The organism is uncultured Thioclava sp., from assembly GCF_913064665.1.
In the GTDB taxonomy this organism is placed as follows: domain Bacteria; phylum Pseudomonadota; class Alphaproteobacteria; order Rhodobacterales; family Rhodobacteraceae; genus Thioclava; species Thioclava arctica.
The window spans coordinates 1-13,396 of record NZ_CAJYBT010000033.1; the positions used below are offsets into that span (position 1 = coordinate 1).

Sequence of the window (13,396 nt, forward strand, 5' to 3'; positions counted from 1 at the left end):
GAGATCCGCAATGGCAGCAACTCGGCCTTTGTGACGGGCGATGCGATCGTCAATCACTACCTTGCCTTTGCTGCGCCGGGTATGGCGGCTGGCTCAGATCAAGATCCCGAACTGGGGGCCAAGACCCGCGTCGCCCTTCTGGATCAACTGGCCTCCGAGAAAATGCCGATCATCGGCTTCCATCTGCCCGAAGGCGGGTTGGGTCATGTCGAACGTCAAGGCGACGCTTACCGCTATGTTCCCGAGGCGTGACATGAAAAACCTGTTCATTGCCAGTGCATTGGTAGCGCTTCTTAATGCAGCGCCCGTCTTCGCCTCCGAAGATATTCCCGATCAATATCCGGGCTCGGTGCTGTATTCCAAACCCTATGAGGTGATCCCCGGCATCTGGTCTGCCGTTGGTGCCACCGCGCCGCCAACTTACGAAAATGCGGGCCATAACAACAACCTCTCCTTCATCGTGACAGGCGAAGGCGTCGTCGTGGTCAATTCGGGTGCGTCTTACAAGCTGGCCGAGGCTTTGCATAACGAAATCAAGGCTGTAACGGACGAACCTGTCAAACTGGTCATTAATGAGAACGGCCAGAACCACGCGATGTTGGGCAATAATTACTGGATCGCGCAAGGCGTTCCGGTTCTGGGCCATGTCGATGCGGTGGCCGAGTTTGAACATGGCATTGGCTCGGCGCTCGCTGGCTTGCAACGCTATGCCAAGGAAAACGCCGAGGGCACCGACCCGATGGGTCCGACCGAGACGTTTGAAGACGAGCGCGTGATCACGATGGGCGATTTCGAGATTCATGTGATGCATCTGGGCCCTGCCCACAGCCCCGGCGACACGCAGGTCTGGATGCCCAAGCAAGGCTTTATGATTGCCGGTGACATCGCGTTCTCTGAGCGCATGATGCCCATCTTTTCAGGGACTTGCACGAGTTGCTGGATCGATACGTGGGAAACCAAATTCATGCCGCTCAACCCGACCTTTATTATCCCGGGCCACGGTCACCCCACGAACCTCGCCCAAGTCACCCGCTACACCCGCGACTATCTTGTGTATTTGCGCGGCAAGATAAGTGATCATATCGACGAGGGTGGCGATCTGGCGGGTGCTTATTACGTCGATCAAAGCCCCTACGAGCACCTCGACACGTTTGAGGAATTGGCGACGAAAAACGCGGGCGTCGTCTATGAGGAAATGGAATTCGAATAGGAGCCCCTATGGCCGTCACCCCCCCTGTCTGCGATTTCGGCTGGAGCGCGCCGGGATTTTCCCTGCCCGGCACCGATGGCAAGACCTACAGCTTAGACGACATCCGCGGCCCCAAGGGCACGTTGGTGATGTTCATCTGCAATCACTGCCCCTATGTGCAATCCATCCTCGACCGGATTTTGCGCGACGCGGCAGCGTTGCAAGCGGCTGGTATCGGGGTGGTGGCGATCTCGGCCAATGATGTTGCCGATTACCCCGAGGACAACTTTGAAAACATGGCGAAATTGGCGGCCAAGCGCGGCTTTTCCTTCCCCTATCTTTACGATGAAAGCCAAGCGGTCGCCAAAGCCTATGGTGCGGCCTGCACCCCTGACTTCTTTGGGTTCAACGCCCAAGATGAGCTGCAATATCGCGGCCGACTTGATGCTTCGGCCCGGCAAGCGGGGCCTGCAGATGCCAAACGCGAACTCTATGAGGGCATGATGATGGTTGCCAGAACCGGTGTTGGTCCGCGCGATCAGATTCCCTCGATGGGCTGCTCGATCAAGTGGAAATCCGCATGAGCGCGCCTTGCGTCATCTTCGATCTCGACGGCACGCTGATCGATTCCGTGCCTGCGATTCATGCCGTCTCGAACGCGGTGCTGACGGATATGGGGTTTGAGGCGCTGTCGCTGCCGATGATCCGCAGCTTCGTGGGCAAAGGCGTGCCCAACCTTGTGCGCCAATTGCTGATTACCTCGAACGAAGACCCGGATGGTCCGCTATTTCCGCGGGTCGAGAGCGCGTTGATCGCGCGCTATGAGACCGATGTGGATGGCAATATTCTTTATCCCGGCGTGCTTGAGGCGCTGGATCAACTGGCCGATCGCGGTTGCAGAATGGCGATTTGCACCAATAAACCCTACGCCCCAGCAGAGGCCGCCTTGCGCCATGTCGGGCTGTGGGATCGTTTTGACGTCGTGCTCGGGGGCGATAGCCGTCCAACTCGCAAGCCAGACCCGGAAATGCTGCATCATTGCCATGTGCTGCTTGGCGGTGGCGCGATGCTTTATGTCGGCGATAGCGAGGTGGATGCCGAGACGGCGGTGAATGCGGAGGCGAAATTTGTCCTTTATACCGAAGGGTATCGCCAGACCCCGGTGCATGAGATGCCCCATCATGTGGCGTTTTCCGATTTCAAAATGCTGCCCGCAATCGTGGAGCATTTCGAATGGTAAGCGCGCTGATTTTTGACGTCGATGGCACCTTGGCCGAAACCGAAAAGGCCCATCCCCGCGCGTTCAACGAAATCTTTACCGCCCACGGGATCACCAAGGCACTGGGACACAGCGTCACAATGTCATAAATTTCAGCCCGGACCATATGGTCAGGGATCGTTAACGGAGGCCATCATGATCAAACCTGACGTCAAAGCCTTTTTCGACACGGCGACTTTTACCGTTTCCTATGTCGTGAAAGACCCCGGTAGCAGCGCCTGTGCCATCGTCGACAGCGTGCTGGATTTCGACTATTCCTCTGGGCGCACAGATACCAAATCCGCCGATGAGGTCATCGCCTATGTCAAAGAGCAAGGCCTTGATGTCACGTGGATTTTGGAAAGCCATGTGCATGCTGATCACCTCTCCGCAGCGCCCTATATTCAAGAACGGGTCGGGGGCAAAATCGGTATTGGCGACCGCATTCAGGTGGTGCAGGAAACATTCGGTAAAATCTTTAACGAAGGCACCGAGTTTCAGCGCGATGGCAGCCAGTTCGACCAGTTGTTCAAAGAGGGCGACACGTTCGAAGTGGGGGCCTTGAAAGGCCGCGTCATGCACACGCCCGGCCATACGCCCGCCTGCCTGACCTATCTGATCGGCGATGCGGCCTTTGTGGGCGACACGCTGTTTATGCCCGATTTCGGCACGGCGCGCTGCGATTTCCCGGGGGGCTCGGCGGAAACGCTGTATGCCTCGATCCAGAAAATCCTGACCCTTCCCGATGAGACGCGGATTTTCGTGGGCCATGATTACAAGGCACCGGGACGTGACGATTACGCTTGGGAGACCAGTGTGGCCGAGGAAAAGACCCGCAACATTCACATTGGCGGTGGCAAATCCGAGGCCGATTTCGTCAAGATGCGCTCGGAACGCGACGCAACCTTGGCGATGCCGAAGTTGATCATTCCCTCGTTGCAGGTGAACATGCGCGCAGGTCAAATGCCGCCCAAGGATGATGAAGGCAATACCTATCTCAAAGTGCCGGTGAACGGGCTGTGAGAAACCGGGGCGGGCGCGAACACCCGCCCCCAGCACTATGACATGACAGGACAGACAGGAAACCGCATGGACCCTCGTAAACTTTCCGACCATTTTTCCGTGGCCCCGCAGATCGAACCCGAAGACGTGGCCAAGCTTGCTGAGATGGGCTTTCGCACGCTGATCACCAACCGCCCCGATGAAGAGATTGAGGACGAGGACCATCGCTCGGCCAATATGGCCAAGCTCGCCGCCAAGGCCGGGATGAATTACCACTACCTGCCCTATTACCCCGGCGAGATGACCTTTGATCTGGTGGCGGATTACGAAGCGATCATGAAATCCGCGCCCAAGCCTGCCTTTGGTTATTGTCGCTCGGGCACGCGCAGCTCGCATCTTTGGGGGATGAGCCAAGCGGGTCGGATGGAGCTCGACAAGATCGTCGAAACCGCCGCCAATGCCGGTTATGACCATTCTTCCTTGATGCCCGTGTTGAAATTTTACGCCACGCGTCGTGGTAAGAACGGCTGATAACACTTTATGCTCAAAAGATATTTTCCGATCCTCACTTGGGGTCGCGCCTATAATCGCATCACCTTTGAGGCGGATCTTATTGCGGCTGTGATCGTGACGATCATGCTGATCCCGCAATCGCTGGCCTATTCGCTGCTCGCGGGGATGCCGGCGCAATACGGGCTGTATGCGTCGGTGCTGCCACTGCTGATCTACGCGGTGTTTGGCACGTCGCGCCCGCTGGCTGTCGGCCCCGTCGCGGTGATCTCGCTGATGACGGCAGCAGCGGTGAGCAAGGTTGCGGCGCAGGGAAGCGCTGAATACATCACTGCAGCGGTCGCGCTGGCCTTTCTGTCGGGTGTGATGTTGGTGGTGATGGGGCTGCTGCGCATGGGGTTTATCACTGCGTTCCTCAGCCATCCGGTGCTGTCGGGGTTCACCTCGGCCGTGGGGATCTTGATCGCAGCGGGCCAGATGAAGCATTTCTTCGGGGTCAAGGCCGATAGTGGTGGGATCATTGATATCCTCTCGAGCCTCTGGGCGCATCTGCCCCAAACCAACGTGCCCACGGTCGCAATCTCGATCCTGTCGCTGGGGTTCCTGTTCTGGGCGCGGCGCGGGATGAAACCGCGGCTGCTGCGCGCTGGGGTTTCGCCGCGCATCGCCGATATTCTCAGCCGCGCCTCACCGGTTTTCGCGGTCGCGGTGACGATCATGCTGACTTGGGTCTTCGGACTTGAAAGGCGTGGCGTCTCGGTTGTGGGAACGGTGCCGCTGGGCTTTCCCGCGCCCACCCTGCCCTCATTTGACCCAACGCTCTGGCAAGAGCTGTTCATCCCGGCGCTGCTGATCGCGATCATCGGCTATGTCGAGACGATCTCGGTCGCACAAACCTTGGCCGCCAAGAAACGTCAGCGTATCGACCCGGATCAGGAATTCATCGCCCTTGGGGGCGCCTCGATCGGCTCGGCGATTTCGGGGTCCTTCCCGATCACGGGCGGCTTTGCGCGCTCGGTTGTCAGCTATGAGGCCGGGGCCAGCACCCCCGCCGCAGGGGCCTTCACGGCCATCGGCGTGGCGCTTGCGACCTTCACGCTGACGCCTGCGCTTTATTTTCTACCGCAAGCGACGCTGGCCGCGACAATTTTCGTTTCTGTGCTGACATTGGTGGATTTCACCGCCCTCAAGCGCACCTTCAGCTACGCGCCGCGCGAAGGGATTGCGATGGCGCTGACGATCCTTGTGACGCTGGTGCGCGGTGTTGAGGATGGGATCGCCTTTGGTGTGATCTTGTCCATCGGCTTGCAGCTGTGGCGTAGCTCGCGCCCCCATGTCGCCGAGATGGGTCAGGTGCCGGGCACTGAACATTTTCGCAATGTGCAACGTCATCGCGTCATCAGCGCGCCGGGCGTGCTATCGCTGCGTGTCGATGAGAGCCTGTGGTTTCCCAATGCACGCTTTATTGAAGAGCTGATTTATGATCGCATCGCTGCGGATCAATCGATCAAGCATGTCGTGCTGAACTGCCCTGCCGTCAATCATATCGACAGCTCGGCGCTGGAGGCTTTGGAAGAGGTCAACGATCAACTCAAGGATGCAGGCGTGCGCCTGCATCTGTCCGAGGTTAAAGGCCCGGTGATGGATGCGTTGACGCGCTCAGATTTGATCACCCATCTGGGCGGACAGATCTATCTGACCCATCACGATGCTCTGGTCGCTTTGGCACCTGAACTGACCCAACAAACCGCGACCCAGGGTCGTTGTGAAACTCACCGATAAAAGACTTACGTTAAGATTTGATTTATGTAGACTTGCCACGAACCGGGCCGGAGAAGGAGCCCGAAACCAATAAATTCAGTGAAACCAATGCAATTTCTGCGGGGACTTGATTGATGTTAGCCTTTTGTGAGGCAGTGCTGAATTCAAGAGATATCAAGATGATATGGGATCTGCACTGTCAGGAGATGGCGCAGTACGGGTTTGATCGACTCATCTACGCCTTTACCAGTTTTCGAACCGCTAAGATTGGCGATTTGAGTGACGTTCTGGTCTTGTCCAACCATACGCAAGCTTATCTTGATGAATTTCTTCACGCCGGGAAATTCCGCGATGCCCCGATGGTGAATTGGGCTGCCAATCATGATGGGCCGATGTCATGGCGCCACACGGCCGAGCGCATGAACCGGGGGGAGATGACCCCCGCCGAGATTGAGGTGATGGAGCTCAACAAACTTCATGGCGTGTGCGCAGGCTACTCGATTGGCTTTGGCGATATGTCGAGCCGCGCCCATGGTGCGATCGGGCTGGTTGGGCAGCACGGGCTGAGCCAAGATGACGTGGACCGGATTTGGGACGAAAACGCGCGCACGCTGCTGACCATGAACCGCTTGGTACATATGCGGATTTCCAACATGCCCTTCGCGACCTCGCATCGCCCTCTGACAGATCGTCAGCGCGAGGTTCTGGAATGGGTGGCCGATGGCAAAACGACTGCCGATATAGCGCTGATCATGGGGCTGACGCCGTCAACGGTCGAGAAACATCTGCGACTGGCGCGCGAGGCGCTTGATGTCGACACAACAGCGCAGGCGGTTATGAAAGCCTCGCTGCAGAAACAGATTTTTATGACCGCGCTCCCCTATCGCGGTGGCGTCATTTATCGGCAATAACTGCGCCATGAAAAATGCCGCCCCCCTTTGCAGGAGAGCGGCAGCTTTTCAAACGAAGATCAGGATCAGGCGCCAGCGGCGGTCTTGGCGACCTCAGCGGCGAAATCTTCTTCTTTTTTCTCGATGCCTTCGCCCACTTCCATGCGCACAAAGCCCGTCACTTCAACGCCAGCCTCTTTGGCAGCTTGCGCCACGGTCAGGTCGGGGTTGATGACGAATTGCTGGTTGAGCAGGGTCACTTCGGCGACGAATTTCTTCATCCGGCCTTCGAGCATCTTCTCGATCACGGCCTCGGGCTTGCCCGATTCGCGTGCGATGTCCATCTGGACCTGCTTTTCCTTCTCAACGACGGCCGGGTCGAGATCGGCTTCGGACAGAGCGGCCGGGTTGGTCGCTGCGATATGCATCGCGATCTGTTTGCCGATGCCATTGTCAGCACCTTTCATCGCAACCAGAACGCCGATTTTGCCCATGCCATCGGTGGCGGCATTGTGGACGTAATGCACGATCTCGTCGCCTTCCAGCATGTGCATCCGGCGCAGCGTCATGTTTTCGCCGATCCGTGCGATGGCGCCGGTCAGCACGTCTTCAACGGTCTTGCCGTTCAGATGCGCAGCCTTCACCACTTCGACCGACTCACCGGTTTCCAGCGCCACTTCGGCGATGTCGGCGACGAGTTTCTGGAAGTCAGCGTTCTTGGCAACAAAATCGGTTTCCGAGTTCACCTCGATGGCGACCCCTTTGCCATTGCTGACAGCGACGGCCACAAGACCTTCGGCAGCCACACGGCCCGATTTCTTGGCCGCTTTCGCAAGCCCTTTGGTACGCAGCCAGTCAACGGCGGCTTCCATATCGCCATCCGTTTCGGTCAACGCTTTTTTCGCGTCCATCATGCCTGCGCCGGTGGATTCGCGCAGTTCCTTAACCTGAGCGGCAGTAATCGCCATGGTCGGATCTCCTTAATGAAGTCTTGGAGGGCGGGGTATCCCGCCCTCATGTCAACTGAGTGACAGCGTGGCTCAGGCTTCTGCCGGGGCTTCGGTCACGTCCAGGGTCTCTTCAACCGGGGTGTCGGTCAGAGCGCCCAGATCAACGCCAGCAGCGCCCATCTGTGCGGTCATGCCGTCAAGTGCCGCGCGCGACACCAGATCGCAATAAAGCGCAATCGCACGCGCCGCATCGTCGTTGCCCGGAATGATGTAATCCACGCCCTTGGGCGAGCAGTTGGTGTCAACCACAGCCACAACCGGAATGCCCAGCTTCTTGGCTTCGGCGATAGCGAGGTCTTCCTTGTTAACGTCGATCACGAACAGCAGGTCCGGCAGACCGCCCATTTCGCGGATCCCGCCAAGCGAGGCCTGCAGTTTCGTCTGATCGCGCTCAAGACCGAGACGCTCTTTCTTGGTCAGACCGCCTGCACCGTTTTCCAGCTTCTCATCGATCTCGTTGAGACGTTTGATCGACTGCGAAACAGTTTTCCAGTTGGTGAGCGTGCCGCCCAGCCAACGGTGGTTCATGTAATACTGTGCGCATTTCTCGGCAGCATCCGCGATCGGCTTGGCCGCTTGACGCTTGGTGCCCACGAACAGCACGCGGCCGTTCTTGGCGACCGTGTCGCGCACGATTTGCAGCGCTGCGTCCAGCATCGGGACGGTTTGCGTCAGGTCGAGAATGTGGATGCCATTCCGCTCGCCATAGATGAACTCGCCCATGCGGGGGTTCCAGCGTTGCGTTTGGTGACCGTAGTGAACGCCAGCTTCCAAGAGCTGACGCATGGAGAATTCAGGAAGCGCCATGTCCAATTTCCTTTTCCGGTTTGCGCCTGAGCAGAGGATTTCAGGGCATATGCCCCAACCGGTGGACCTTTGGGGATGTCTCTCCCATTGGCCCGCCTCCGCCTGTGAAGTGCGCGCGATATAGACGCTGTGCGCAGGCTTGGCAAGCCAAATGGGCGACTCTGCCCCGATTAAGCGCCAAACGGGTCAAAGTGGGGCGCGCTTCAGGTTTCGGGCAGGATGATGGTGAACTTGCTGCCCTCGCCCGGTGTGCTTTCGATCCGCATCCGGCCACGATGGCGCGCCACGATATGCTTGACGATCGCAAGCCCCAGACCGGTGCCGCCTTTCTCGCGCGAGCGATGGGTGTCGACACGGTAAAACCGTTCGGTCAGGCGCGGCAGTTGCAGCGGATCTATCCCCTCGCCGCGATCAGTGACTTCGATGCGCAGGGCCCGACCGCGCAGCACTGGCTCACTGGCCAGACGGCTCACGGCGACACGTACCTCACCGCCCTGCCCGCCATATTTGATCGCATTCTCGATCAGGTTGGTGAAGACTTGGGTCAACTGATCGCAATCGCCGGGCACTTTCATCTCCCCGCCCTCGCCCTCACGGATCAGGGTCACCGATGCCGATTGCGCGCTATGTTCAAGCGTTTGCATCACCGAGCGCAACACAGCGCTGATATCGACCATGCCTGTTGGGCGCATCCGCTCTTCGCCCTCAACCCGGCTGAGCGACAAAAGATCGCCCACCAAACGGTTCATCCGCGCCGCCTCCCGCTCCATGATACTCAGGAAACGGTCGCGCGCGGCGGGATCATCGCGCGCGGCGGTGCGCAACGTCTCGATAAAGCCCATCAAGGCGGTCAGCGGCGTGCGCAATTCATGGCTGACATTGGCCACAAAATCGCGCCGCATCTCGACTGCCGTTTCCAGCGCCGTGATATCTTCAAAGCTTACCAACACCCCGCCCTTGCCGCTCGACAACTCTGGCGCGAGCGCTACCACGCTGGCCAATTGCACGCTGTGCCCGCCGTCCCGCGCGATCAGACGCAAGCGCACACGGTCTGGTTGTTCGCCCCGAAGCGCGCCTTCAACAGCGACACCAAAATCGGGTTGCCGCAAAATTGTAACATAAGACCGTGCCAGCGCATGCGCGCCAAAGATCCGCCGGGCCTCGGGGTTGATCGCCACGATACGTTCATCATGCCCGATGACCAGCGCTGCATGGGGCAAAATCTCAATCAGCGCAGAGATATTTGGATCGCTCATTGAGGCTCCATTCAAGACTTTGTGCACAGTTGATGAAAAATCTGTTAAGTGTAAACGGGTCGCGGCGATTCCATAGTCACCTGTTTAGTATTTCTTAAGCCTTTAGTGTGACATTCATTTTGCAGACTGCGAAACTGCGCTTGAGGCCCGCAAAGGGGCGGGCTAAACCCTAGCGTGTAATCCGGGTGAAAGACATAGATCCGCCACGCCAGACGACACGTGTATTGAGTCAAGAAAGTGTCCGAATTCGATGTCCCAACTGCCCTATTCTCGTCAGGCATTGCGCGCAGTTTTCCTGCATTCCAAAGCGCTCAGCAACTGTCGAAGAATGCTGTTGGTCGATCCAGTGCGCGAATTGCCAATCGCGCTGCACGGGATTGAGGGGCTCAGCCTAAACGTGGTGCAGTTTGAATCGATCTCGTCGGAACTGCTTGCGGATATTGCCCCAGAGATGGTTCTTGCACCGCTTTTATCGGTGCGCTTCGATATACTCGATCTGGCGCGGCTTTTGACCGATCTGGGCTATCAGGGCGCGGTGCGGGCCTATTGCGCGCCGGTGCCCAACGCGAAAGTGATCTGCACCGAGGTGAAGTCAGAATTCCCCAAACTTGATTTCCACATCTTCGAAGTGCCACCGGGATCCGAGCGCGATCATTAGCTGATCGGTCGCATCCCCGCGCCAAAGCGCGCCGCGTTTTCGCGATAGTGAACGGCCGATTGCAAAAGCTGGTCCTGCGCCGCCGCATCAAGCTGGCGCACCACCTTGCCCGGCGCGCCCATAACCAAAGACCCGTCGGGGATCTCCTTGCCCTCGGTGATCAACGCGCCCGCCCCGATCAAGCAACCTCGCCCGATCTTGGCGCCGTTCAACACCGTCGCGCCCATCCCGATCAACGAGCCGTCCCCGATCACGCAGCCATGCAGCATCGCCTTATGGCCAATCGTGCAATTCGCCCCGATCACCAAGGGAAACCCCATATCGGTATGGCACACCACGTTTTCCTGCACATTCGAGCCCGCGCCAACACGGATCTCTTCATTGTCGCCGCGCAGCGTCGCGCCAAACCAGACCGAGGCCGCGCCCTCCAGTACCACTTTGCCAATCAGGTTGGCATCGGGGGCGACCCAGGCATCGGGTGAAATTTGCGGGGCAATCCCATCAAGCTCATAAATCATCGCGCATCAAACTCCGCATTGAGGGCGCGAACGAATTCGTTCAGGCCGGGTTGGCGATCCGCACGGGCACGCTCGGCGGTGAGAATGGTTTTCAGCTCGGCTTCGGCGGCGTCCACATCGCGGTTGATGATAACATAATCATATTCGCCCCAATGGCTAATCTCATCGCGCGATTTCGCCATGCGCGCTGCGATCACCTCGTCGCTATCTTGCGCGCGGGTGCGCAAGCGCGACTCGAGATCGGCAATCGAGGGCGGCAGGATAAAGATCGATACCACATCCTTGGCCAAGCTCGAACGGCGGATCTGCTGGCCACCCTGCCAGTCGATATCAAACAGCGTATCGCGCCCCTGCGCCATCGCAGTTTCCACCGGGCCTTTGGGCGTGCCGTAAAAATTGCCAAACACCTCGGCATGTTCGAGCATCCCATCCGCTTCGACCAATGCCGCGAATTCTGAACGCGTCTTAAAGAAATACTCCACCCCATCCGTTTCGCCGCTGCGCGGTTGGCGAGTGGTGGCGGACACCGAAAAGCGCAGTGTCGGGTCCCATTGCATCAAGCGACGCGCCAAGGTGGATTTGCCCGCGCCAGAGGGCGAAGACAGGATAATCAGCAGGCCACGACGGCGAGGCGTTTGCATCAGCTTACTCCACGTTCTGAATCTGTTCGCGCATCTGATCGATGGCGTATTTCAGATCAAGCCCGATCGCCGTCAACGCCGCATCATTTGATTTCGAACATAATGTATTGGCCTCGCGCACGAATTCTTGGGTGAGAAATTCAAACTTGCGCCCCACCGCGCCGGGATCAGCCAGCAAGGCCCAGGCTGCGGCGATATGGGCGCGCAGCCGGTCGATTTCTTCGGTGATGTCGGCCTTCACCGCCAAAAGCGCAAGTTCTTGGGAAACGCGTGCCTCATCAGCGCCATGCGCCCCCTCCATCACCCGCGTAAGGCTGTCACGCAAGGCGCGCGCAACCTCGGGGCGGCGGGCGGCGGCGGCGTGTTCGGCCGCTTGCGTCAGTTCGGTGATCCGCTCGATCTGGGTGGCGATCACCTGCCCCAATTCGGCCCCCTCTGCCATCCGCATCGCCAGAAAATCCGTCAGCACCGTTTGCACATCGTCCAGCAGCGCATCACACAGCGCTTTGGGGTCTGACAGAGGGGGGAGCGATTGTTCCAACACGCCCCGCATCGCCAAAATCTCGACGGGATTGGGCGCGACAATCGTGACGCCGCGATCTTTGGCCGCCACTTCTGCGGCCATCACCGCATCAAGGGCGGCTTCAAGTGCAGGATGATTGACGCGCAACGTCTCGCCCCCGCCTTGGCGGCTCAGACGCAGGGTTAATTGAATATTGCCCCGCGTTGCCACGGCTGCGACCTCGCGGCGCACCCCTGCCTCTAGCCCCTCCAGCTCTGGCAGGCGCAGGCGCAAATCCAACCCCTTGCCATTGACTGAACGGATTTCCCAACTCCAGTCATGATCGTGCCCCGCCCCTTGGCCAGAGGCGAAACCCGTCATCGAAACGGTGCGGATGGCGGCGCGGGGAGGTTGGGGCTGCTTAACCATTTAAAGGTTTTGTTCTCCATTTAGCGAAAAATAGGCGTATTAAGAGTTCAGTAACAATTCAGCCCCGCCGGTCAAGCCAAACGATTGGAACAGGTCACCGAACGGGACGGTTCAGATAACAGCAAAACGGCAATATCGTGTTATGATGACACCGCCGATACGCGCTCGCAATGGCAGGTATGATATGGAAAACGACAGCGATAGTAGAGTGATTACTATAGGTTCTGGAACAGGGCGTCGGGTCAGCAATGAGTTGCGCGCCTATTGGGAAGCGCTGCGCAAAGGGCGCGCGGTGCCGCCGCGCTCTGAGGTCAACCCCCGTGGCATTGAGCGCGCGCTGGAGTTCTCGTTTGTTCTGGAACGCGTGGCGCCGGGCATGGGGCGGTTTCGCCTCGCCGGGATGCATCTGAACGATTTGATGGGCATGGAGGTGCGCGGCATGCCACTCAGTGCGCTGTTTGCCCCCGAGGGGCGCAAGCAGATTGCCAAGATCACCGAAGCTGTCTTTTCCGATCCCGCGATTGCCGAGGTTGAGCTATGCGCCGAGACCAGCATCGGCAAGCCCGAGATGATGGCGCGTTTGCTGATTTTGCCGCTGACCTCGGATTTCGGCGATGTCAGCCGGGCCCTGGGTTGTTTCGTGGCAGAAGGCGAAATTGGCCGCACGCCGCGTCGTTTTGAGGTTACCGGTGTGCGCATGACGAAGATCGAGATCCAAGCGCAACCCGCCACCGAAACCCCGGCCCCGTTGCGCCCCAATTTGCAGGGATTCTCGGAAACCCAAACGCCCTTTGGCAAGAGCCCAATGCAAAACGTCAGCGCGCCCAAATCACCGCGCGAGCATCTTGCCGAGATGACACCAGATGAGCGGCGCGCGATGTTTCGCATCGTGCGCGAGCCGAACTGACCCTCTGAAAGGATGCAGGATCAAGCCGCACTGCGTTGAACTACGCCCAGCAAGCACT

15 protein-coding genes and 2 pseudogenes are annotated in these 13,396 nt (G+C 58.7%); 11 read left to right on the top strand and 6 right to left on the bottom strand.

Features of this window, described 5'->3' with window-relative positions; all coding sequences use genetic code 11:
- The 9 genes and pseudogenes from QZ571_RS13420 to QZ571_RS13460 form a co-directional block, all read left to right on the top strand.
- Nucleotides 1–252, top strand: a pseudogene (locus QZ571_RS13420) (MBL fold metallo-hydrolase); the annotation flags it as partial.
- 1 nt (nucleotide 253) lies between these two features.
- Nucleotides 254–1,210 carry an MBL fold metallo-hydrolase gene (locus tag QZ571_RS13425; RefSeq protein ID WP_295535741.1) on the top strand — a complete coding sequence of 319 codons (957 nt, stop codon included), beginning with the start codon at nucleotides 254–256 and terminating at the stop codon, nucleotides 1,208–1,210.
- An 8-nt stretch (nucleotides 1,211–1,218) separates the two neighbouring features.
- Nucleotides 1,219–1,773: a thioredoxin family protein gene (locus tag QZ571_RS13430; protein WP_295535743.1), complete on the top strand. Its 555-nt coding sequence runs from the start codon at nucleotides 1,219–1,221 to the stop codon at nucleotides 1,771–1,773.
- Nucleotides 1,770–2,429, top strand: a complete 660-nt coding sequence (locus QZ571_RS13435) for a phosphoglycolate phosphatase (protein WP_295535745.1) — start codon at nucleotides 1,770–1,772, stop codon at nucleotides 2,427–2,429. Before QZ571_RS13430 ends, QZ571_RS13435 begins: the two co-directional genes overlap by 4 nt.
- Nucleotides 2,423–2,521 (top strand): annotated as a pseudogene (locus QZ571_RS13440) (HAD hydrolase-like protein); the annotation flags it as partial. The gene QZ571_RS13435 and the pseudogene QZ571_RS13440, both read left to right, overlap by 7 nt.
- A gap of 85 nt (nucleotides 2,522–2,606) precedes the next feature.
- Entirely contained in the window at nucleotides 2,607–3,470 is an 864-nt protein-coding gene (locus QZ571_RS13445) for an MBL fold metallo-hydrolase (protein WP_295535860.1), read from the top strand.
- A gap of 66 nt (nucleotides 3,471–3,536) precedes the next feature.
- Nucleotides 3,537–3,980: a TIGR01244 family sulfur transferase gene (locus QZ571_RS13450; protein ID WP_295535747.1), complete on the top strand. Its 444-nt coding sequence runs from the start codon at nucleotides 3,537–3,539 to the stop codon at nucleotides 3,978–3,980.
- 9 nt (nucleotides 3,981–3,989) lie between these two features.
- On the top strand, nucleotides 3,990–5,741 hold the full coding sequence (gene sulP / locus QZ571_RS13455) for a SulP family inorganic anion transporter (protein WP_295535750.1): 1,752 nt from the start codon (nucleotides 3,990–3,992) through the stop codon (nucleotides 5,739–5,741).
- 158 nt (nucleotides 5,742–5,899) lie between these two features.
- Nucleotides 5,900–6,631, top strand: coding sequence for a LuxR family transcriptional regulator (locus tag QZ571_RS13460; RefSeq protein WP_295535753.1), 732 nt, complete (start codon nucleotides 5,900–5,902; stop codon nucleotides 6,629–6,631).
- A gap of 65 nt (nucleotides 6,632–6,696) precedes the next feature.
- On the opposite strand, the gene tsf is transcribed toward QZ571_RS13460, so the two are convergent.
- The 3 genes from tsf to QZ571_RS13475 all read right to left on the bottom strand — a co-directional run bounded on the left by tsf (nucleotide 6,697) and on the right by QZ571_RS13475 (nucleotide 9,683).
- The gene (gene tsf / locus QZ571_RS13465; RefSeq protein ID WP_295535755.1) at nucleotides 6,697–7,578 is read right to left on the bottom strand and encodes a translation elongation factor Ts; all 882 of its coding nucleotides are present in this window, start codon (nucleotides 7,576–7,578) and stop codon (nucleotides 6,697–6,699) included.
- Nucleotides 7,579–7,650: 72 nt separating this feature from the next.
- A complete protein-coding gene (rpsB, locus tag QZ571_RS13470; RefSeq protein WP_295535757.1) occupies nucleotides 7,651–8,427 on the bottom strand; it encodes a 30S ribosomal protein S2 in 777 nt (258 codons plus the stop codon).
- 203 nt (nucleotides 8,428–8,630) lie between these two features.
- Complete coding sequence (locus QZ571_RS13475) at nucleotides 8,631–9,683, bottom strand: ATP-binding protein (RefSeq protein WP_295535760.1); 1,053 nt, start codon at nucleotides 9,681–9,683, stop codon at nucleotides 8,631–8,633.
- A 250-nt stretch (nucleotides 9,684–9,933) separates the two neighbouring features.
- On the opposite strand from QZ571_RS13475, the gene QZ571_RS13480 reads away from it, so the two are divergent.
- Nucleotides 9,934–10,341, top strand: coding sequence for a hypothetical protein (locus QZ571_RS13480; protein ID WP_295535763.1), 408 nt, complete (start codon nucleotides 9,934–9,936; stop codon nucleotides 10,339–10,341).
- On the opposite strand, the gene QZ571_RS13485 is transcribed toward QZ571_RS13480, so the two are convergent.
- Genes QZ571_RS13485 through QZ571_RS13495 form a run of 3 tightly spaced genes read right to left on the bottom strand, consistent with a single transcriptional unit; the run spans nucleotide 10,338 to nucleotide 12,431 of the window.
- Complete coding sequence (locus tag QZ571_RS13485) at nucleotides 10,338–10,859, bottom strand: gamma carbonic anhydrase family protein (protein ID WP_295535765.1); 522 nt, start codon at nucleotides 10,857–10,859, stop codon at nucleotides 10,338–10,340. The two genes, QZ571_RS13480 and QZ571_RS13485, sit on opposite strands and share 4 nt — an antisense overlap.
- On the bottom strand, nucleotides 10,856–11,500 hold the full coding sequence (gene gmk, locus QZ571_RS13490; protein WP_295535767.1) for a guanylate kinase: 645 nt from the start codon (nucleotides 11,498–11,500) through the stop codon (nucleotides 10,856–10,858). The genes QZ571_RS13485 and gmk overlap by 4 nt, the downstream gene beginning before the upstream one ends.
- 4 nt (nucleotides 11,501–11,504) lie before the next feature.
- Complete coding sequence (locus QZ571_RS13495; protein ID WP_295535770.1) at nucleotides 11,505–12,431, bottom strand: YicC/YloC family endoribonuclease; 927 nt, start codon at nucleotides 12,429–12,431, stop codon at nucleotides 11,505–11,507.
- Between the two features lie 184 nt (nucleotides 12,432–12,615).
- Here QZ571_RS13495 and QZ571_RS13500 point away from each other — a divergent pair, with 184 nt between their 5' ends.
- Entirely contained in the window at nucleotides 12,616–13,338 is a 723-nt protein-coding gene (locus QZ571_RS13500) for a PAS domain-containing protein (RefSeq protein WP_295535772.1), read from the top strand.
- The last annotated feature ends 58 nt before the right edge of the window (nucleotides 13,339–13,396 follow it).

Bases quoted from the DNA above. Each gene is read 5' to 3' on its own strand.
- QZ571_RS13425 (WP_295535741.1), top strand. From the start codon at position 254: ATGAAAAACCTGTTCATTGCCAGTGCATTGGTAGCGCTTCTTAATGCA.
- QZ571_RS13430 (WP_295535743.1), top strand. From the start codon at position 1,219: ATGGCCGTCACCCCCCCTGTCTGCGATTTCGGCTGGAGCGCGCCGGGA.
- QZ571_RS13435 (WP_295535745.1), top strand. From the start codon at position 1,770: ATGAGCGCGCCTTGCGTCATCTTCGATCTCGACGGCACGCTGATCGAT.
- QZ571_RS13450 (WP_295535747.1), top strand. From the start codon at position 3,537: ATGGACCCTCGTAAACTTTCCGACCATTTTTCCGTGGCCCCGCAGATC.
- sulP (WP_295535750.1), top strand. From the start codon at position 3,990: ATGCTCAAAAGATATTTTCCGATCCTCACTTGGGGTCGCGCCTATAAT.
- QZ571_RS13460 (WP_295535753.1), top strand. From the start codon at position 5,900: ATGATATGGGATCTGCACTGTCAGGAGATGGCGCAGTACGGGTTTGAT.
- tsf (WP_295535755.1), bottom strand. From the start codon at position 7,578: ATGGCGATTACTGCCGCTCAGGTTAAGGAACTGCGCGAATCCACCGGC.
- rpsB (WP_295535757.1), bottom strand. From the start codon at position 8,427: ATGGCGCTTCCTGAATTCTCCATGCGTCAGCTCTTGGAAGCTGGCGTT.
- QZ571_RS13475 (WP_295535760.1), bottom strand. From the start codon at position 9,683: ATGAGCGATCCAAATATCTCTGCGCTGATTGAGATTTTGCCCCATGCA.
- QZ571_RS13480 (WP_295535763.1), top strand. From the start codon at position 9,934: ATGTCCCAACTGCCCTATTCTCGTCAGGCATTGCGCGCAGTTTTCCTG.
- QZ571_RS13485 (WP_295535765.1), bottom strand. From the start codon at position 10,859: ATGATTTATGAGCTTGATGGGATTGCCCCGCAAATTTCACCCGATGCC.
- gmk (WP_295535767.1), bottom strand. From the start codon at position 11,500: ATGCAAACGCCTCGCCGTCGTGGCCTGCTGATTATCCTGTCTTCGCCC.
- QZ571_RS13495 (WP_295535770.1), bottom strand. From the start codon at position 12,431: ATGGTTAAGCAGCCCCAACCTCCCCGCGCCGCCATCCGCACCGTTTCG.
- QZ571_RS13500 (WP_295535772.1), top strand. From the start codon at position 12,616: ATGGAAAACGACAGCGATAGTAGAGTGATTACTATAGGTTCTGGAACA.